This is a genomic window from Providencia sp. PROV267 (assembly GCF_028477825.1).
Lineage (GTDB): Bacteria > Pseudomonadota > Gammaproteobacteria > Enterobacterales > Enterobacteriaceae > Providencia > Providencia stuartii.
Genome location: NZ_JAMPLX010000019.1, coordinates 46069 through 67124 on the forward strand (window position 1 = coordinate 46069; position 21056 = coordinate 67124).

Sequence of the window (21056 nt, forward strand, 5' to 3'; positions counted from 1 at the left end):
TATTGTTTTATGAGACTAACAATCACTAATTTGTAAATGAAGGGTTAAATAATGGTTAAATTATTAATATGTGAACCAAGTAGATAAAAAAGGATACATAAAAATAAAAAAAATATTAAAAGTGAATCTGATCACGTTAGCTAAAAATTAGCTTTCTGTAGGTGAAAGGGCGCTTTTCTTGCGGCGATTAACCCACCATGCATAGAAAATACCCGATATTGCACCAGCAATATGCGATTCAGTTGAAATATATTGATGAACGGGCAGCAAGCCGGATGCCATTGCGCCAAAATAAAATAGCACCAAGACAGTGATGATAATGTCAGAAAGTTTGCGACGAAAATAACCTTGGGCGATCAGTAACCCCCAAAGCCCGAAAATCCAACCACTTGCGCCAACATGAATGGCGTAGCGACCAACTAACCAAACAGCTAATCCACCAGTAATAATAATAAAGAGCGAAGCTAATAGATATTCACGGATCTCTCTATGTAGCAGTACTGCGCTGAGGATCAGTAAAGGAGGAAGGTTACTCAGTAAATGTCCCCAACTACTATGAATAAAGGGGGAAAGGGGGATACCGATGAGGCCCTCTAAGCTTCTGGGTATGATACCAAAGCGATTTAACGAATAGCCTGTTAGGCTATTGATCACTTGGATGATGACCAATAGCCCAGCCAAAATAGCAAGTAGTTTCAGTCGTTGGTTCAACCACTGTTTCATGCTTGCTGGCTTAATGCTTGTACACTTTCAACCAGATCAGCAAGTTGTGCAACAACACGGTCACCCACATCTGCATTATCCCCACCTAGTGCTTTATTGCGCATAAAGTCCTTTTTGATTTGTTGCCAGCGTGCGGCCTGTTGCTCCGTGAGCTTACCGCGAATTTCAGCTAATTTGAGTAAATTTTCTTCTGCTCCTGCGGTGAGTAATTGTGCTTCACCGAGGTAGTGATCATCCAATAAACGTTCAAGCTCCTCTTCATTCATGACAGAGGACACTTTTTCACTCAGTTTATTCATATTTCGATAGCTACCTTGCAAACGGAAGGCTGGCTCGGTGCGGTATTTATCGGACTGTGCTGCACTGGCAATATATTGCTGATTCACTTTGAGTACGACATCGCGTAGCGTGATTAGGCGCTTAATGACAGCGACAATTTCACTGATTTCTGCATCTGAATAGGGGTAGCTCAAAGCATTAGTTGAGACTGATTTACCCATTGCTTTATCAACGAAAAGGTAGAGGTCATTGAGATCACGTAGAGCAAGCGGCGCAAGTACAGGGTTTGAGGTGAGACTGTTTTCAATGTAGCTTAATGCGAAGGCATCATCCATGCCGCCAAGCACTTCCCCTAGGTTATAGATATCAGCGCGGTTGGCGAGCATGTCCGGTATGCGGAACACTTCACCTGATTCGGTATATGGGTTACCTGCCATAACAACACAGAATTTTTTACCACGCATGTCATAGGTTTTCGTTTTTCCTTTCCAAACCCCTTCAATGCGCCTTGTTCCGTCACACAGAGAAATAAATTTCTGTAAAAACTCAGGATGCGTATGCTGAATATCATCCACATAGAGCATCACGTTATTCCCCATCTCTAACGCTAAATTGAGTTTTTCTAGCTCCTGACGTGCAGTTGCATTTGGTGCTTGGTCTGGGTCGAGTGATAACACGTCATGACCTAACGCAGGCCCGTTAATTTTCATGAAAATGAGGCCTAAGCGGTCAGCAACATATTCCATCAATGTGGTTTTACCGTAACCAGGCGGGGAGATCATCAAGAGTAGCCCCATCAAATCGGTACGTTTACCTTCCCCTAAAGCACCGATTTGCTTCGCCATATTGTCACCAATAATCGGTAAATAGACGTCGTTGATCAGTTTATTACGAACAAAGGAGCTAAGAGGGTGCGCTTTAAACTCATGCAGCTTCAAACGACGGCGCTCTTCAATGACAACACGTTGGCGTAACGCTTGATATTCACGGAATGCGGGAATAAACCGTTTTCTTTGAAAACGCATGCGACTGAAATAGTTATCTAAGCTCAACGAGAGGGTTTGATTTTCTATCGTTGGATGTTCGCCTAATAACCCATTAACTTTGAAGTACAGATCAGCTTCGCTATAACGTGCCGATGCGACTTTGTCTAAAATAATAATGGCGATTGCACCCGGAATATAAGGCGTAAGATGGGCAAATTCAGGCACTGAACATAGCCCTTGTAACCAGTTTTGAATCAATGCCCAACGCTGAGCATAGCGGCCTGCAAGGTTTTGTTGGGAACGGTTGAAGTCTATCCACATATGGGCGTCTTCTAACCGAGTTTGCAAGGCGGCAACAAGGTCTCTAGCATATTTACTGTAAACTAATTCAATAGGCGTTCTCGCCAGCGCAAAGCTAAGATACTCTGCGGCTTGAGTTTGTTGGTAACTTTCACAAGGTATCGGGTGCTCTTGTAAAAATAGGCTAATGTCTGCTTCGATTTCCGCCTGCAAATCGAGCAAAGCATCATCATTATGGAATAGCTGATGAATATTCATTGCGGTTCTGGCGCGCTCTGGCCATAAAGCCGGATATTCATTATTTTGTACTTGTTCCCAGAAAATCGCAGCAATTGCTCGCGATGTTGGGTTATAACGCAGTAAATCAGCACTCTCTCCGACAGGCAGGAGTTTTTTCAAAATAGCGATGGCATCGTGATCGTGAATACCTTTCTCATAGCCCTCTTTATAACGTGGGGCTGCAAAGTCGCGTACGATTTTCTCTAATTTCTCAGGCACCGATAACGCGGACTTAAGCATATTATAATCAAGGCCATCTTGGCGCTTACTTGCAGCGTAGATAATTGAATATGCAAGGTATTCAGCCCGATAAACATCGTCTGACTCGGATTCAAGTGCCGCTGACCAATAAGGTTGTAACTCAGCTAATTGAGGGTTATCAATAGGCTCTTGGAAATCGGTACCCGTCAGATATAACCAAAGTTGGTTATCTTTCGGCAAGATGGTTAAATCAAGCTCTTGGGTGTTAACACTAAAGCGATGGCGAGGCCCTAATTTAATTATATTACCGCCATCTTCGTAAATATCTGTTTTATCGCGTAGTGTGCGAATAGATTGGTCGCGCGCTGCTTTTAATCTAGCATCAATATCATCCGCTTTGACGTTATCATTGATTTCTCTTAGTTTTTCAATGATTTCACGCGTTTTTGTTGCCAATGGATCAGACGCAAAAAAGGCGTTTAATTCATCTTGAGACTGTAAACGTGCAGTGCGGCGTTGCAAACTATCTAACAGGCGGTCGGCTGCTGTTTGTAAGTTTTGTGAACGGCGTTGGCGTTCATCTAATAAGGCTTGCTTGTGCGACTCAAAGGTTTCTAGCAGCTCTTCGCGTTTGGCGAGAATATCTTCTAGGAACTCATCATGGCTGCTGAATTGGCTTTCTAACTCTTCTAATTGGACTAATAGCCTAGATAGCTGGTCATCGCAGCGTTCAGGATCCGTGGAGAGTGATAGGGCATTTGTAATGCCTTGGCTAAATAGGCGGAATTGTGCGCCAAACTGAGCCACAGTCTCGACAGCACTTTGTGATTTACGTTTTTGTTGTAAACGAGCGCGTGACTGGTTTAATTGGGCATAAATTTGTGAAATTGCATCAATGATGTTGGTTTGTTGAGTCACATCATCAAATTTTAGCGAAGCCATTAGATTCGATAGCATATCCAAGTCGGCAGACATTTTTTCCATGCCATTCATTGGAATATCGAGCTGCGCACTATTTTGAGCACTCTCCATTTGCTCTTCAAACTGAGAAAGTTGCGTTTTAAATGGTTGTAGTGCTTTATCGCTCGCTAGGAAAGTCGCGGTAGTTTGAGAAACATACTGCTGTGCTTGCGTAATTTCTTCTTCCATCTGCGCGAGTTTCGTTAAATCCATATAGCGGAATTCGCGTAAGGAGATCAGGTGACCACGTTGGGCACTGAGTGCATTTAACCCATCAACAAACTGCTGAATATCATTCCAGCTTTCAGGTAATGTTAAAGACATCAGTGTCTTTTGCCGATTAACCGCTTCATTCATCGATTTTGCTGATTGCTGGCGGATACTCTCGACTTTTTCATACTCATCTAAGACCAATTCACTGGTTTGTGTGATCTCTTTGAGTAATTTACCGATACCTAAACATTGCTCGTCATTAAACCAATAATAAATATCAAGTAGGTTTTTCGGTTGTTGGCTCAGTTGTTCATAGCGGGCAACGGAAACCTGATTACCTTCAATTTCTTTAGCAATATGCAGAATTTCTGAGATACCACGTACAAGATCAGCGTTACCAATGCGACCAAAAAAGCCCCCTCGCGCAGGCTGTTGATCGGCAAATTCTTCTGAATAGAAAGGGGTTTGCCAAACTTGCATCGGGTGAACTCGAGTGGCTTCGTCACCTTCACCTTCAAAGAGAACCATTTTCCCATCTTCAAGCATGGCATAACCATGCCCGATCAGCGGAATCGCCAGTTTTCGCTCAATCAAATTATAATTAAAGAGGGCGATACGACCTTGGTTTGGCGAATAGAAGACATACAGGACATCCTCACCGTTTGGGGAACGGCGCAAGCGACGAAAACGCATGCCATCCATAGGTTGATCAAAGGTTTTATACTCACCATTTTGTAAGTAATATCCACCTGGGAAAATAATGCCGTGGTCTTCGGGAAGCTGTACACATGCCTGACCAATCGCATCAATGCGTTGAGCTGTTTGAGTCAGTGTATTGTAGACGAGATAGCGCCAGTTCTCTTCGCGATAGGGTAATATTTTCAGTAAGATCAGGCTGCCTGTTTGGGCATATTCAATTTGGGCATCATCTAGGGATTGGTTTTTATCTAACACCGCTTCGCGATAAATGCCGAGGCCATCTTCTGTGTTATTTTCGCATTTTATGGTGAGGTCGCCACCAATAGTTTCAACGAAAACAGTATCTAAAATATTGATATGCGGAAAACGACCATTAACCGTGTTTTCACGGGTTGTTTTCACCCATTCAAAGTCATAGGCAGGGGGAAGGGCGATGTCGCGTTCACCGCGGTTGTCGATATAATCGATTTTGCTTTTATCACTGGAGATAGACCAGCGGAAAACCCGCACATCGGTGATACGTTCACCAATTTGAAAGCTAGCTAATAGCTTACCATCACGTTCAACTAACTGTAGTAATTGGGTGTTTTTGTAATAGGTGTAAAGCTCAGTAAAATCTTGGATAAAGCGCGTATCACTGAGGAAGGTGCCGTCATAGGAGACCGCTTCAACATCAAACTCACCTTGGTTATCAATCAGTCGATACAGAGAAAACACATCTTCAATTTGTGTTTCTCTTTTGAGGCCAAGGAAAACGTTATAGCCAAATAGAAGCCATTCACCAACTCGGACAATATCCCTTGCTTGGCAATTATTTTCTGTGCGAATACGAATACGGCCAATAATATCCATTTGGCTTTGACCGAACTCTTGTAAACGACTGTCATTGAGTTGCGCTGCTTTTTGATGAAGCTGTTGCCCTTGTTCTGTAAGGCGTTTGCGTAATATTTCATATGCGCCGCCTTGCGCAACAGCACTATCCAGTATGTTTTGCTCGTGACTCGTATCCTGAATTGACATGCGTCGTTGGTTTCCTTGGCTATAACAAAAGACAAAAGTTGAAGGCATACCCGATATGTATGCCTTTGAACTAGGATGCTCGTTTACCGTTAAATGATTATTCGCTACGGTATGAGTGCCATACCGAGCCAGTAATATAATTTAAACACGTTAGAGCATACCCCATTAGAGCTGATCATCCGTTGGTGCTTCAGGTTTTGCCGAGACGGTTTTAACCTGCGGGTTTGCACCTTTTGCAGCCATAAAGCTGTTAATCAAATCTTGAACCTCAGGGTTTTTCAGTAAAGCTGCAATATCGATTTTCTTATCGTCTTTACGGTTGATCAGCTTTTCGACACTCTCTTTAGCAAAGCTGCTTTTATCCATAAAGCCATCAACGGCTTTACCTAAGCTAAGCGCTTTAGAGAAGGTATTAAAGAAGCTACCGTCACCGCCCACAATTTCGATATTGGTTTTGGTTAATGCAGCAGCCAATACATCGGCTTGCTCACGAGCAATCTCTTTATTTGCGTCAATTGATGCCATAGCTTGCTCAAACTCTTTCTCAAGACGCATACGGAACTCTTCATGAGCACGGGCAGTATCGCTGAGGTGATCCATAGATTTGAATTTATCGGTCAAGCCATCCGCTTCTGCTTTCAGACGTTGACGGATCACTTCGGCTTGTGCGGCACCTAATTGACCTTCCCCTCGAGCTTGGGCAGCCAGTTTCTCTTCAAGCACTTTCGCATCCGCCAAGCCCAGTTTTTCTTTCGCATTGGCTTGTTGCTCTTCACCGCGTGCTTGAGCGGCCAGTTTTTCTTCGAGGACTTTCGCTTCAGCAAAGCCTTGTTGTTGTTCAGCAAGCGCTTTTGCTTCCAACACTTGTGCTTCAGTTAAGCCTTTTTCTTTTAATCCACGCGCTTCTGCTAGGAGTTTCTCAGCGGTGATATTCGCTAGGACTAATCCCTCTTTTTCTTCCGCTTCGGCTGTGGCTTGACGTACTCGTGCTTCTGCGAGGCCGAGTGCAGCATGTTCAGCTTCAATCCCTTCTGCTAAGCGTTTTTTGGCTTCTGCTTGTTTTGCTGAAGCTTCAAGTTCCGCTTGTGCCATGGTGCTGATTTCTTCGGCTCTGTGTTTTGCACTCGCTTCATCGGCTTCGGCTTTCTTCACTTGGCGAACTAAAGACTCTTCCGCTTCTGCCTGAGCGTTGATAACGGTCACTTGTCTTAAGCGATCGGCTTCTGATACTTCACGTACCTCTTTGATACGCTCTTCTTCTTGGGCAACGCTTTTTTCAACGATAACGCGTTCACGGATCACGTTAGAAATATTTTTGCGTTCTTCTTCCAACGCTTTTTCTTTTTCAATACGTTGTAGTTCAACCTCACGTTCGCGGGCCACGATTTCGAGGTCACGAGCACGATTAACGCGTTCCTGTTCAATGGCGACTGCGCGGGTCCGGTTCTGCTGAGCAACTTCAACTTCACGCATGCGATTTTCTTCACGAATTTCAATTTCTTGCTGAGTTTGAATACGTGCTTGCTCTGCTTTTAAGCGCTCTTCTTCTTGTACGCGTAATGTTTCGGCTTGCTCACGAGCACGAATATTTTCAATCTCACGTTTTTGGCGAGCTTCTGCATCCGCTTGTTGGCGTTCAAGGGCTAGGCTTGCTTCACGGGTTTCCACATTTTTCTTTTGAATAGCCAGTTCTTGGTCGCGTTCTTTCTGGTTAGTTTCAATATTATGGATAGCGGTGATTTCAGTGATTTTACGGATACCTTCGGAGTCGAAGATATTATTTGGATCAAGAGCGGCTTTTGGCGTTTGTTCAAGGTAGTCAATGGCCACATCTTCAAGTGCATAACCATTGAGATCTTTACCGATAACATCCACGATACGATCACGGAAGTTCTGCCTATCTTCAAATAGCTTAGAGAGTTCAAACTGCTTACCAACCGTTTTGAGTGCTTCTGAAAACTTAGCGCTAAATAAGGTACTGACGGCTTGATGATCGGATGCGCGGTCGACCCCAATGGCTTTAGCCACTTTGAGTACGTCTTCAGTGGTCTCATTAACACGTAAATAGAAAGCGACAGTAATATCTGCACGTAAGTTGTCTTGGCAAATCAGGCCATCTTTACCGCGGCGGTCAACTTCCAAAGTTAAGAGAGAAATTCTCATAAACTCTTTTTTGTAGATGACGGGATAAACTAAAGCACCAGTAAAGTGAACTTTTGGTTGCGACGACATGTCGTTAACAATCAATGCAGTTCCTTGTGGGACCTTGATATAGAAGGCTTTAAATAGCCCAAAAAAGCCAAGTATGACTATGATGATGCCCCCAATAATGGTTAAAAAGGGCATTAGGTCAGCCAATTCCATATTTTCTCTCCATGGGTTTCGATAATGTCGTCGTTAAAGGTTCAAAATAGTGTTTATTACTGGCGAAATTCGTCTTCCGTCACCACATTGTAGCTGTGTGACACGGGGTCATAACTAATGATAACAACGCGGTCACCTCGCTTAATATTTTCAGTAGCAGCGGCACGAATTTGCAGAATTAACCCTGCACCACCATCTTCTAGTATGGCTTCGCCTTTATGTTCGGTGACTTCTCCTGAACGTACGGTGGCGAGTTTACCCATTAATCGCTGGGCTGTTTTTGGCGTATTAGATTTAGCCAATTTCTCACGTAATGGTTTTAAACATAGGGCGGTTAAGTGGATTGAAATAAAGGATATAACGAAGAATACAGTGAAGCCGACAAGGTAGCGTAGTAGTGTAATATCAATAAAACGAATAAACCAATGAACACTAAAGTAACTTAATAACCAGCCAAATAGTGTAAATAAGGTCAGAATAATCGTGACTGGAATACCTGCAAGCCCGAGTTTTGTGAGCCAGCCAGCAAACCCTGTAGCATCAAAGCCGCCACCATCAACGGATGTATCAACATTAAATAAATCAATATCTAATAATCCAAAAGCGGCGCATAACCAATAAAACATAACAATAATAAGTAGGCCGCTAAAAATAATGACGGGGAAGGTCAGACAGTTTTGTAGAAACAAACTCATAAATGTTCTCTCTATAATATTTAGAGTTTCAATTTTGTTATTACCATTACCGTTAACTTAATCATATCAATTTCAATGATTTTCAGTATCGGACTAGTCTTTATTATCTGGCTGATTTTCATGAGTTATTTATGAAATTTTTCTAAGTATCATCAATGACTGATAAAAACGGGCTAGATAGGAGTTATTTTGCCATTAATTGTTAATAAAAGATAATGAATCATAACAGCAATATGTAAGATTATGTTATAACTTATTGAAACCGTAGAATTAAAAAACTCTGAAAAATGCATCAATATAAAAATATTATTTTTTAAATTATCTTTTTCTAGTGATAAACAATAAAATGGTTATTAATAAAAGAAAAAAATGAGATTAAAGGCGTGCTATAGATTCAAAAACACAGTAAAGCAGCCCATTTCCATGGTCAGCTAGATATTCGTCAATTCACACCAGGCATTGCAATTTTTACCTACAATTTGTGACCTTTAACTTAACTAGCATTATGAAAATAGTTTACAGATACGTACGCGTCATTACGCCATAACTGAGTTAGGTTTGCTTGATATATTTGACATATTTTATCGGAGTCTATTCGATAAAATAGCAATAAGTGGCTGAATGATGAAAAATTCCTCGTTCAGCCAAAATATCACTAACATCGGCATAGCTCAGAGATATTGAATCATAGCTACGTATACACAAAGGGTGATAGAGGGAGCAAAATACTTCCATTTAAAATCATTCAGTGACATGGTTATTTTCCTAAATAATGAGCAATAACGTCACACCAATGCACTTTTTGCAATAAGCGCCTTTAATCCCTATATCCTAAAGTGACAATCTTAATTCCTTTACTTTTACAAATGAGGCTTCGGTTTGTACCTTAACAACTAACATCGAATTATATTGTTCATAGTTGTATGGTTGTATACTTATGCTAAAGAGATTATTTAGCGCTTTGCAATCCGATAATATTACAAGTAGATATACTTGAAAGTTCATTTCAATATTAAAAAAACCAATTACGTCATTTTTAAATTCATTTAATGCGTTAATTTCCGGATCACCATAGAAAATTTGAGATGTTGACATGACGTCTTCTATAGTACTAACACAGTCTTGCAGGACACTTATTTGTAACGATATATCATTAATGACATTAGATGAATCAAGTTGCATTTTAGAGAATGCTTCACGACAACTAGATATGTCATTCATATTTATAAAATTGGATATTGATTTAAGTTCATTAATCCAATTTTGGATTTGAGCTGATGAAGCCTCAATAACTTTCTCGCATACAAGCATTGAATTATTAATTGCGATGATTATTTTCTGGGCATAAAAGGGCAAGTTCCATTGCGAATTATTATACTTGCTTAATATACCAAGATAATTAAACATTAGGCTTTTATAATTTAAAATGTTCATACCTTCACCTTATGATTGAGTTAATTTTACTTCATGTTATTAACTTCCTATGCTATTTTTAGTGCTGATTTTTAATTAACATTAATTAAATCATAAGTTAACTTTTTAGGGTTGATGACATATTCAACACCACTCATTTGCGATTTAATTGTATCAGTATCTTTTAATACGATTTTAACTTGGTTATTAGCACTAGATAAGAATAATTCTCTAACATTATCCGTATTGATAATTCCCATATTTAGGTCACTAATAAGGTTATCTATATCATTAGAGAGAAACTGCCATGCATTTGACATTTCAAGTGAAGCTTGAGCTGCTTGTGATATACAAGTTGCCAGTTGCGCATTTCCCGTTGAACATGCTTGAGCGACTCTAACCTCATTTTTCAAATTAGCATCTTCAATTAATAACTTCTCTTTCAATCTAAGGTCACCCTGAAGTTTAAGTACCGCACCTATAACACCAGCAAGACCTGTTGCTATTGCCACCGCCCCTCCAATCACCATGCTTACTGCCGCCCCTCCGGTAACGAGGGAACCCACAGCCCCCACAATAATAGAAAAGAACCCTCCAGCAATACCTAAAGCACTAATCGTTATACCGGCTTGATCAGCAGCTATTTGTGTTTGTATATTGAGTATATTATTTCTATTTTGAGACAGCGCACCGTTATCACCTAGTATCGCGGTGTTTAATCTATCAACAACATCATAGAAACTCGCTACACTATTATCTAGCTTATGGCTAAATTGTGATAAGAGTGTGCTAGTTACATTCGCCTCACTTGCATATTTGTTTGATTGATCTCTAATCGCACCTAAAATATTTAGCCAATCAGAAATACTTTTTCCCGCCGGAACTTGGGATGATATTGAATTATGAATTGTATAGTAAGCACTAATGCTGGAAATATTCCTAATTATCATTGGTTGTATCGTATCAAGATAATATTTTGCATTTTCTTTTGCTGTGCCTAATGCAGAATTGACATCTTGCTGTAAGCTAATTAATGACGGATTATTAGTGAAATTCACTAATGGCTGTTGCATAACGGAACGACAACTACTTTGTACAATCAAATCAAAACTAGATTGTTTTTTGTTTGCACTATTTATAGCTAAAGGAGATTGATTAAAATCCATGATATACCTCATTAATGTAATGCGATGCTTTATTTCATACGATTTAATTAATCATATGAAATAGAGAGATTGTTTAGTAATATCGGAGTTATCTTTTGCCATGATAATCACAGCCACTACATCAATTGATATTTTAAAAATATCTGATAAGTGATATTATGCGTTTAGAGTTTAAAAGACTGGCTTATCTGATAACCGATAAGGTCTGCTAAGGCGACTAATAAATTTAATGACTCCTAGCAATATGTGAACATATAGTTCATGATTTAATTTAATCATGAATCATAATTATTTTTTTGTGATGAAGTTGGCAAAAAATCAATTATAATGTCTTTATTATTATTTTGTCGTATTTATAGTTCACAACTAGTAAGCGATGGTAAAGTGATTTAATCAATCAACTAATAAAAAATAGGCATGTCGCTAGTCCTATTTCATTGTCTAATAGTTAGACAGCTTACCCTTATATGTTGATGATAGCTCACCAGCTTCGTTAATATGATGGACTGTTTTCACTTAGTTAAATTGCGAATGCTTATGATGTTATTCGATTATTTAAGATAATTTCTGACTGGTTAAAAGGGAGGCTATATTATAATTAACCGTATGTTTAATTTATTTTTGAACCTTAAGTTAAATGAATTTAATCATTAATTGAAGATTTTCTTATTGACACTGGTAAATAAAAATATCAATAAAAACAATATGTAGCATTAATAAGTTGAGCTTTGATAAAAAATAAAAACACCGTTTTTAACAGTGACAATAATCATTTGATAAAGAATAGGCTATTGCCATTAATTGGCGTTCAATAAATCTATCTGTCTATTGATAGACTGGGGGTGTTTGTCGAGGGGATGCTAAAAATAGTCATGCCAGATGTGAATTGGCGAATCTCTTTTTGGCCATTAATATGGGGCGTTTTACGGTGTTTTGGTTCCCGATCTCACTATTTAAAAACTGAAACAACGAAAAACTGAAACAACGAAAAGAGACACGGTGTATTTAGCGCTGCTTCAGTTTTTTAGTATGAAAAAATTTAAATAGAATTAATCAAGTAAGTTTAAACACGCAGCACCTCTTGCACCACCGGAGTCACCATATCGTGCTTTTTCAATGGCAGGGAGATTCGCGATACCATACAAATACTGAGGCAAAACATCAGGCAGAAGTTGGTAAATACCATCAAATTGCGATAATCCGCCACCAATCACCACTAAATCAGGGTCTAGTATGGTCAATACTTGACCTAAAAACATCCCTAATAAATCGATATAGCGCTCAACATGCTGTTTTGCATTGCGGTCGCCTTGGTAGTAAAGCTGGATAATTTCAATCGCTGATTTTTGTTCACCTGTAAATGAGGTATAGATGCGTTCAAAACCTGGGCCGGACAAATAGGTTTCAAAGCAAGCAGGTTTACCACAACCGCACATGACTTCCGGAACTTGGTTTCCAAGTAAACGAGCGCCCTGTAAGGTCACATTCATATGACCAATTTCGCCAGCAATGCCATTTTTACCGGGAAGGACTTTACCGTGGGTGACAAAGCCGCCACCAACGCCAGTGCCTAATATCAGACCAAGTACCGTTGGGTAATTTTTAAACTCAGGCGCCCAAGCTTCTGAAAGCGCAAAACAGTTAGCATCGTTCTCTACTTTGACTGGGCGTTGTAAGGTATCGGCTAAGTCATAGACCAAAGGCTGATATTTAGCGGCGGGTACATTTGTAGTAAATACCGTTCCTTTCTCGTGGTTGACAATACCGGGTATGCCAACTCCCACCTTTCCTTGACCGTTAAATTGAGTATCAGCTTCTTCAGTAAGATGACGAAAAGCATTAAGGAGAGCTTGATAATCATCTTTTGGTGTTGGTACGCGTTTTTGCCAAATGGGGTTGAGTGATTCATCAAACACAGCAAGTTCAATTTTTGTACCGCCCATATCAAAGCCGTAATACATAGGTATCTCCTTAATGGTGACAATTATCTAATACGCTTAGTATCACTTTGATAAGTCATAAATGGTAGCGTTTGAGGCTGATTATATAAAAGTTTTTAGTCAGATAATGCGGCTTTGCTGCTAGACATTGTTTTTGTTCATGTTAAAGAAAGCGCAGATTTTGCCGTGGAAGTGTAGGGAGGGCAATAAGAGGCTAGTTGTATGGACAAACGAGCCTCCTGTTGTTTTTTTAGACGGTTTAAGGTTCGCTGATTAATATTGATTTGTTCTGTGGATTAAAGTTTTTATAAATAAAATGATGCAATTCCATCGCAATAATATGATGGATTTCTTGGGTTGGATGTACCTCATCAACAAATACATAGTGAGGGTCGATTTCTAAGGGGGCGTTCCCGAAGATGTACCCATGTGAAAAAGCCTTGTTTACCTCATAAGATCCCGGCTTTCTGGCATTTATGTTATTGACGACATTCATAATGTTATCCATGGTGTTATTGACATCAAAGAACATGATCCGACAAGGTTGCTGTAAATTCATAAGCTCAACGAGTTGTCTAAGTTTATGATTATGTTCAATAGAAATACGTTGCATTTCCTGCCGGTATTTGGGTTTTTTCTCTGCGACCTTTTTGGCGTAAGGGGTTTGAGAAAGGTCGGGTATCCCCATGACTAAAATTTGCCTAGCGCCTTTTTGCACCATCTTCTCAATTGATTTTTTTTGACTCAAAACGACGAAATTCACGTCTGTTTTATGATAAGTGAGATAATCATTGGCACCGATAAAAACAATGACTAAATCCTTTTCGGTAAAATTTAACCCTTTTATCTGTTTTTCCATATTAGAGAGAAACCTAAATTTAGGGGATGACGTTGAATAAGATGCACAAGGTGCCCCACCTTCCGCCCTATTAATAAGCGTCACTTTCGGGTCGTGAGATATCCCTTTATGGAATGCCACGCTTTGCATGATGCTTGGCATTGTCAGAAATTCGGTCCATACGCTGCCATTAGTAAACTTACCTTTATAGTATTGAGAGGAGCGGGGGATAAGCCCTTTTGACTTGTGATACATCCTCTTTTCTGAGTCAGACAAGCTATCACCAATCACAATGACTCTGTCAAAATAATCAATAATGGGTTTTTTTGGGTCATTTTCCATTGATAAAAGGCTATCTAGGCTTGAAGTATGCACGTTGTGGTGTGGCGGAAAGGCCTCTTGGTACTCCATAGCCAATTGGAACATTTTGCCGGGGATCCTGCTTTCTATTTTCTTTTCACCACTGAGTGTGGCATGTACTTTGGGGGCAGAAGATTTTATCTTATTTTGTATACTCTTAATCGAACCTAGTAGCGTGTCAGTGAAAGAAGGTTTTATCTGTTTAGCGACAGTATGCTGAGAAGTAATTGATTCTACGTTCATTGATTTACTCTATTAGTTGTTTTGATGATTAATAAAACTATCAACTAATAGTTGGTCTAAATATCAAATAAAGATTATAGCTCCCTATAAAATCAGTACGTTTTATAGCAAAAACATTCATTTCCACAATAAAAACAAATATTTAATAATTTTTTAGTGTTCCTTTTCAATAAAAGGATTGCATCGCTATTTAAAAGTGTATATTGTTATATTATAACATAACAACTAGAGGCGTTATGATGAAATCTGGGATCCATCCTCAATATCGAACTGTCGTGTTTCACGACACCAGTGCTGATGCTTATTTTAAAGTTGGTTCAACGATTAAAACGGAAAAAACAATAGAGTTTGAAGGTGAACGCTTTCCATATGTCACTTTGGATGTCTCTTCACAGTCACACCCGTTTTATACCGGTAAACAAAAAATGATTTCACAAGAAGGGAAAACCGCGCAGTTCCAGAAACGTTTTGCTCGCTTCCTATCAAAAGAGGAGAAATAAACGTGAACGTCTTGAGTTCATTAAAAACCGCTAAACAGCGCCACCCTGATTGCCAAGTCGTTCGTCGGCGTGGTCGTGTTTATGTGATTTGCAAAACGAATCCACGTTTTAAGGCGGTACAGGGTTGTAGAAAGAAACGTTAAGCTTATCTAGGAACTGTTAGTGATTGATTTTCTTGACTTCAGTTTTCCTGCGCCATCGCGGCAGTCCTGTGTCGCGATGGTTTTTTTTCATTAGCCCCTCTACGTTTAGCCTTTTGCGCGTAGGGTATAAGCGCCAAGATAGGGGGATCATTAGGCACATTTCTAATCTTCTTACTATTAGTGAATAAATTCACTTGCACACTGGTTCATATTTTGTCAGCTTTAATGTACCCAATAAATTTTTTGTTTCTGCTGAGAGCAAAACCTGTTTTCGGATGGAGCAGAGCATTTATTCGGGGGGAGAATTTTAAACAGACAGGGTGAACATAATGAAAAATGTAGGATTTATCGGCTGGCGAGGCATGGTCGGTTCAGTTTTGATGCAGAGAATGGTAGAAGAAGGTGATTTTAATGCAATTCATCCTGTATTTTTTACCACCTCGCAACATGGCGCTGAAGCGCCAACTTATGGTGGGCATCGCGGAACGCTGCAAGATGCGAATGACATCGATGCATTAAAAGCGCTAGATATCATTATTAGTTGCCAAGGCGGTGATTATACGAATGATATTTACCCTAAATTACGTGCATCAGGCTGGGAAGGCTATTGGATTGATGCGGCATCAGCCTTACGTATGAAAGATGATGCGATCATCATTCTCGACCCCGTCAACCAACAACATATCCAAGATGGACTGAATAAAGGCATTAAGACCTTCGTTGGTGGTAACTGTACGGTCAGTTTGATGCTAATGTCGCTAGGCGGCTTGTTTACCAATAACCTCGTTGAATGGGCTTCTGTCGCAACATATCAGGCAGCTTCAGGGGCTGGCGCGCGCAATATGCGTGAACTATTAATGCAAATGGGTGCATTACATAATCAAGTGGCTAAAGAGCTACAAGATCCTGCATCGGCCATTTTAGATATTGAGAAAAAAGTGACCGACTTTACTCGTAGCGGCACCATGCCAACCGATGCGTTCGGGGTACCTTTGGCAGGCAGTCTGATCCCATGGATTGATAAAGCGCTAGAAAATGGCCAAAGCCGTGAAGAGTGGAAGGGCCAAGCGGAAACTAACAAAATTTTGGCAACAGGTAGTAATATTATCCCTGTTGATGGTTTATGTGTACGTATTGGTGCATTACGTTGCCATAGCCAAGCATTCACATTAAAACTGAAAAAAGATATCCCGCTCAATGAAGTTGAACAGTTGCTGGCTTCTCACAATGAATGGGTGAAAGTCGTCCCGAATGATCGTGAAATCACCATGCGTGAGCTGACACCTGCTGCGGTGACTGGCACATTGAGTACCCCTGTGGGCCGCCTGCGTAAACTGAATATGGGGCCAGAATATCTGTCTGCCTTCACCGTCGGTGACCAACTGTTGTGGGGTGCTGCCGAGCCACTACGTCGTATGCTAAACATCCTACTATAAGCCATATAGACATATTAATCTGCACCTCACATCCAACGTGGAGGTGCAGTTTTTTATCTTCTTTTCTGCTCCGTCAGTCTGTTCAAATAGTCCTGTAATAGCATTAGCCTCTTTGGATTATCGTGGTTATTACTTAATCGCTGAATGATTCGCTCTAGCTTGTTTGCATCGATTTTGTCGTGTTGTAAGCGAAAAACTAATGCATTTAGGGCGCGTTTTTTTGAGGGTTGATGCATAAATTGTTTATGCAGTATAACTAAAATCAACCAGATACCTTGCCTTACCTCGAAGAAATCAAGTGTAGCAGAGAAAGACTGCTCGCTTTTTTTGGCAAGTATTAACCCATTTAATAAACGATGCATTAGGCGCGTTGTTGATGGTTTATGGCCTTGAATAAGCTGTGCAACCCCTTGCTTAAATTGTTGATCAGCCAGTTGAAGCAGATGTTGGTAACGTTTTTGGGGGTTAGTTGGATAAATCCACATAAAGGCAATCATAGCCACAAGAGGTCCACAGACAATCGCAATCGCATTCCCCACACTGGTTGTAAAAGAAATTGAAAATGGGTAGCTAGGTTGCAGTAAGATCAGTGAAACCATTATGTAATCAAAAGCAATAAATATTAATTGGCTATGAGCAAAAATAATGATGCCGCTAATGATGACAGGGATAATTAACAAGGTCATTTGCCATGATGAGCTTGCAAAAGGCCACAGGCACCAACTGCAAATTAAGGCGGCAATAGCCCCCAAAAATTGCCCCGTGAAAACATTTTTCATGAACTTATCGGGGTAATCAAATGAAGCAAATATGGTTAGCATCACTGAAAGGCCTAAAGTGAGATAAGCCAGTGTCTGCCATTGTGTTAATAGCCAAAGCACCCCAACCACACCAATGGTGATAAATGACCGCGAAAATGCATGCCATGCCGAAATCTTGTCTTGATGTAATTTGAGCTTATCGACTCGGCTTTCACGCTTTATCGAGGTGCCTTTAATTGCGTAATAGAGCGTGACCAAAAGATTTTTTAAGGGGCCATTTGGGCAAAGTGATAATAAGTGTTTCCACTCTCTTTCTGACGGCTCTTGGTCTGGAAAGGGGAATGCGGCAATCGATTTAAATTGCGTTAAATGCAGTAATATTTGGCTTTGGGCAATTAATCGTTGCCGTGCTTGAGTCACCTGTTTTCGATGGTAGCGCCAACCAATACGGTTTGCTTCTAACTGCTCATCATAGCTTGCGATTTGCTGCCAGAGATGATGAATATCATCTGGTTTAATCGCTTCTTTCTTATGTAAGGCTCGATGTAAAATAGTATAAAACTGTTGATTTATCTGGTTTTTTAAAACAGTTATAGGTGCTTGGTCTCGCTTTGGCGTGAATAGATAATTAAAAATCACAGCAGAGAGAACGCCGACCAAGATAGTCCATAGCCTATCCCAAGCCACCAAAAAGATATTGTTTGAGTCATGTACGCTAAGCATGCTTACCATCACGGCAGAATAACCTGCGAGTAACGTACCATAAGCCACAAATCCTTTTTGGAGTTGCCCAATACCGCTACACGCCCCTAGCCATATGGCAAGCCCAAAGATAAACAGTAGCGGGTGGATAAAATGCAGGTAGATGAGTAGTACCCCAGCGAGTACGCCACTGACAGTACCGGCAAAACGCCACCAACTCTTTTCGAGTAAGTTTTCACGCCAAGGCTGAGCAGATGCCCACACAGTCATCGCTGCCCATTGTGGATGGACAAGCTGAAAATATTGAGCAACAAACAGCGCAATAATTGAGGCGCAAGCAGTGATTGTGGCAAAGCGTAAGCGATCTGAATTAAAACCTAAACGCTGCAACAAAGCATTATTTTGTGACATAAAGTATTGAATATGGGTAATATCTGCGTGTGAATAGTAAGATTAGTTGATATTATCAACTAAATGGATAACAGATTATTAACTAATTAGTTGATAAAATCAACTAATGGGGTATTTATGCGGACAGACCAAGCGCGTGTTTTTGGGATAATTAGCCGTGCAGCCCATCGCTATATGAAATGGATGGGGGAGCCTTATGGGATCAATGCGATTGAGTGTTTGATGTTACTTCATATTCAGCAATATGATGAATCGACGCTTGAGCAAATCTCGCGTGCAATGGTGATTGATAAGTCGGTGACAACGCGCGGGATCAGTAAATTCCTTGAGCAAGGATGGGTCGAGAAGAAGAGTAGCTTAATTGACAAGCGTGCTTACCATATCTCGCTAACGGCGGTTGGGGAGCAAATTGTTGAGGAGCTGAATGATAAATTAAATAAGTGGAATGATTACTTGGCGGCAGATTTAACGGAACAAGACGCTGAGCAACTATTTGGTTTTCTTGACAGTCTGGCAAAGAATGCCGTTGATATTTCTATTAAAGATTTCCCTGAACGGTTTACGGATAACCAAGAGTGATGCACTCGCTCCAATGATTTTAGAGCGAGCCATTGCCTGATTATTGTGGTGATGTCTGTTCTGAGGGGAGCGTATTGAGCTCCAATAAGTTTCGATTACCATCAATCATGGTGATCGTTTTCTGTGGCTGATAGCACTCGCGTAGTGGAGATAAACAGGCTTTAGAGGAGCGCTGTTGTATTCCTAACCAATCACTCATTAGCCAATAATTATTCGCGGTAGAATAGGGCTGATTGAGGGCGGTTTCGTTCAATACAGGTTTGGACGCACTCTGGCTGTACCATATAAACAGGGGAATTTCATAGGCCTCTTTGCGTGGGCTATTGACACCATGGTGGTAGTGAATGTTACGGTCACTGTCTAATCGCTGTAAGGCATGATCAGAAAAATACATGACGGTTGCAGCCTTACCATCTAATTTTTGCAAGATCTTATCGATAAATTTATCGGTATAGGCAATCGAACTATCATAACAGTTATCATCCTCTTGCTTGCTAAATTCTTGGTATTGGTCTTCAGGGAAGCGATTACAGGATGGTTCATGACTACCATAGGTATGTAATACAATCAGTTTTTTCTTTTTCCCATTCTGCGGATCATCGCTAATGGCTTGGTCGAAATAGTCTAAAATCTCTTCATCGTAACCGACAAACTCATTCCATTTCTTGTGTTTTGCCATGCTAGCAATGGTGGAGATAACGCTGGTTTTTTTATTGGTTTTACCTTGATTGCTGATCCAATAGGTATCAAAGCCCGCATGGTTAGCTAAGGCAATAATGTTATCAGCATAGTGCTGCTTATCCTGCATCTGTGAAAAGCTAATGTTTGAGAGAGACACTGGCACCGATAGGATGGTGACTGGTGCAGGCGAATAGGCCTGATTAAACAGCAGCATTTGTGGTTTACGGCGGTTTAAATTGGGTGTTGTATCGTATTGATAACCATAAAGGCTTAGGTGGTCTCGGCGTACCGATTCGCCAATGATCAAGACATAAACATCGGCAGCAGTTTCTTTTTTATCGTATTGATATTGAACAGTATAACTGGATATCTTCCGAATGCCTCTATTTTCATATAAATTTCTGATCAGTGCAGACGCGTTATAAAAAGGGGTGTGAGAGAGATATTGTTCCCCTAAAAGTAGATAGCTATCTTGTTTCGCGAATAACGCGGAATAATAGGTTGGGATCAACACAAGATAACCACAAAATACCCCCAAGCTTGCCCAAGTGACTTTGCGATTGAGGTATTTAGCACCTTGACGAATACTCAAAAAATAAACAGCGAAAACAATAATATAAAATAGAACATAGTATTTGTTGTAGGAGAGCATGCCTACAGTTTCACTGCTATTGGTGTTGATAAATGTTTCGGCAATCGACGAGGAAAAGCGGATATCGTGTTTTTGATAAAAGAAAAATGAAACGGAGAGGTTGAGCGCCCATAAAAAGGTAACAAATACCGTGATGATTTTCCCAGCCAGCGTGCGGTAGATCCCCGCACAAAGCAACATAACTAATGCGCCCGTTACGGTGATCGCGAGCTTGGAAAGTAAACTAATATCACCACCCAATAGTGCGGGTATAGCGGAAATCAGCAAAAAGTAAATTAAAGTGATAAATAAACGCATAGTGATAATGATTGGTTATATCTAATTTAAAGATTTAATTGGGTATTATTTTTAATTAAGTTAATTAGGTATGTATTAAGCGTTTATAACATAAAAAAAGAGAGTTTAATCAATATACAAGGGGTAAAAAACTGTAAACTAGCGTTATGTTAAGTCATGGATAAAAGAAAACCCTATGTTTTCACACAGGGTTTTCAAGCTGATAACGGTTTTTT

Annotated in this window: 14 protein-coding genes; 4 read left to right on the forward strand and 10 right to left on the reverse strand. The window is 40.3% G+C overall.

What is annotated here, in order from left to right; genetic code table 11:
• Positions 1-147: 147 nt before the first annotated feature.
• The 8 genes from PR709_RS13165 to PR709_RS13200 form a co-directional block, all read right to left on the reverse strand.
• On the reverse strand, positions 148-723 hold the full coding sequence (locus PR709_RS13165; RefSeq protein ID WP_004924046.1) for a rhomboid family intramembrane serine protease: 576 nt from the start codon (positions 721-723) through the stop codon (positions 148-150).
• Positions 720-5660: a DNA repair ATPase gene (locus tag PR709_RS13170; protein ID WP_004924049.1), complete on the reverse strand. Its 4941-nt coding sequence runs from the start codon at positions 5658-5660 to the stop codon at positions 720-722. The genes PR709_RS13165 and PR709_RS13170 overlap by 4 nt, the downstream gene beginning before the upstream one ends.
• A gap of 165 nt (positions 5661-5825) precedes the next feature.
• Positions 5826-8024 (reverse strand): flotillin family protein, encoded by a 2199-nt coding sequence (locus PR709_RS13175; protein ID WP_004924051.1) that lies wholly within the window; start codon positions 8022-8024, stop codon positions 5826-5828.
• 56 nt (positions 8025-8080) lie between these two features.
• The gene (locus PR709_RS13180; RefSeq protein WP_004924054.1) at positions 8081-8719 is read right to left on the reverse strand and encodes an OB-fold-containig protein; all 639 of its coding nucleotides are present in this window, start codon (positions 8717-8719) and stop codon (positions 8081-8083) included.
• Positions 8720-9550: 831 nt separating this feature from the next.
• Complete coding sequence (locus PR709_RS13185; protein ID WP_004924062.1) at positions 9551-10153, reverse strand: hypothetical protein; 603 nt, start codon at positions 10151-10153, stop codon at positions 9551-9553.
• 71 nt (positions 10154-10224) lie between these two features.
• Positions 10225-11298, reverse strand: coding sequence for an HBL/NHE enterotoxin family protein (locus PR709_RS13190; protein ID WP_272570923.1), 1074 nt, complete (start codon positions 11296-11298; stop codon positions 10225-10227).
• Between the two features lie 1049 nt (positions 11299-12347).
• On the reverse strand, positions 12348-13259 hold the full coding sequence (gene nagK / locus PR709_RS13195; RefSeq protein WP_004924069.1) for an N-acetylglucosamine kinase: 912 nt from the start codon (positions 13257-13259) through the stop codon (positions 12348-12350).
• A gap of 238 nt (positions 13260-13497) precedes the next feature.
• Positions 13498-14679: an SGNH/GDSL hydrolase family protein gene (locus tag PR709_RS13200; RefSeq protein WP_004924072.1), complete on the reverse strand. Its 1182-nt coding sequence runs from the start codon at positions 14677-14679 to the stop codon at positions 13498-13500.
• A gap of 239 nt (positions 14680-14918) precedes the next feature.
• On the opposite strand from PR709_RS13200, the gene PR709_RS13205 reads away from it, so the two are divergent.
• From PR709_RS13205 to asd, 3 genes are all read left to right on the forward strand, one after another.
• The gene (locus PR709_RS13205; RefSeq protein WP_014657159.1) at positions 14919-15179 is read left to right on the forward strand and encodes a type B 50S ribosomal protein L31; all 261 of its coding nucleotides are present in this window, start codon (positions 14919-14921) and stop codon (positions 15177-15179) included.
• Positions 15180-15181: 2 nt separating this feature from the next.
• Positions 15182-15322 (forward strand): type B 50S ribosomal protein L36, encoded by a 141-nt coding sequence (ykgO, locus tag PR709_RS13210; protein WP_004924078.1) that lies wholly within the window; start codon positions 15182-15184, stop codon positions 15320-15322.
• 329 nt (positions 15323-15651) lie between these two features.
• On the forward strand, positions 15652-16758 hold the full coding sequence (gene asd / locus PR709_RS13215; RefSeq protein WP_004924086.1) for an aspartate-semialdehyde dehydrogenase: 1107 nt from the start codon (positions 15652-15654) through the stop codon (positions 16756-16758).
• A 53-nt stretch (positions 16759-16811) separates the two neighbouring features.
• Here the strand turns inward: asd and PR709_RS13220 are convergent, their stop codons facing one another.
• Positions 16812-18632 carry an FUSC family protein gene (locus PR709_RS13220; RefSeq protein ID WP_004924088.1) on the reverse strand — a complete coding sequence of 607 codons (1821 nt, stop codon included), beginning with the start codon at positions 18630-18632 and terminating at the stop codon, positions 16812-16814.
• A gap of 117 nt (positions 18633-18749) precedes the next feature.
• On the opposite strand from PR709_RS13220, the gene PR709_RS13225 reads away from it, so the two are divergent.
• Complete coding sequence (locus PR709_RS13225; RefSeq protein WP_004924091.1) at positions 18750-19211, forward strand: MarR family winged helix-turn-helix transcriptional regulator; 462 nt, start codon at positions 18750-18752, stop codon at positions 19209-19211.
• 40 nt (positions 19212-19251) lie between these two features.
• Here the strand turns inward: PR709_RS13225 and PR709_RS13230 are convergent, their stop codons facing one another.
• Positions 19252-20841 (reverse strand): phosphoethanolamine transferase, encoded by a 1590-nt coding sequence (locus PR709_RS13230; RefSeq protein ID WP_004924094.1) that lies wholly within the window; start codon positions 20839-20841, stop codon positions 19252-19254.
• Between the last annotated feature and the right edge of the window lie 215 nt (positions 20842-21056).